1 pseudogene is annotated in these 540 nt (G+C 71.9%); it reads right to left on the bottom strand.

Features of this window, described 5'->3' with window-relative positions:
- Window positions 1-204, bottom strand: a pseudogene (locus LPA54_RS36135) (cysteine dioxygenase); the annotation flags it as partial.
- Window positions 205-540: the final 336 nt, after the last annotated feature.

Raw genomic sequence — 540 nt, 5'->3', positions numbered from 1 at the left:
GCCGGGTCCGGTGCGCAGCCGGTGGTACCAGCGGGTCGTGGCGTCGTAGCGCACGAGCGGTTCCCACTGGGCGCGGTCGGCGGCGATGGTGCGGGCCAGGCCGGCGAACTCGGCCACGGTGGACGGGTGTTCACGCTCGGGCTGGAGCAGGTGCGGGACTTCGAGGATGTCGCCGGCGATCTGGAGGTCGCTGTCGCTGTTCATGGGGTACGGAGGTCCTCGGCACGATGAGGCGGGGCGGTGGGGGTGTCGCCGCGCGATGGCCCGGGTCGCGGGCGGGCGGCAGTGGGCGCCCCGGTGGGAGCGGATTCAGCAGGCGGAGACCGGGTCCGGCAGGGACGCGGCGGCGGGAGCGCGGTGGCTCAACAGCCGGTACAGCGACAGCTACAGCGAGCGCGGGCAGCACCGAGGAACCCGGCGGAGCGGGTCGAGGTGAGTGCCGGATTCGCGAGCATGCCCACAAGGAGAGCGGTTCACACCCCTGAAGTCAACTCGACGCCCGGTATGTGGGACCGGGTTCACCTCATCCGGTTCATCTGA

Origin of the sequence: Streptomyces sp. DH12 (genome assembly GCF_020873895.1) — a bacterium.
Taxonomy (GTDB): domain Bacteria; phylum Actinomycetota; class Actinomycetes; order Streptomycetales; family Streptomycetaceae; genus Streptomyces.
Note: the sequence above shows the minus strand (reverse complement) of the source record. Positions and strands in the feature narration are given on the sequence as shown.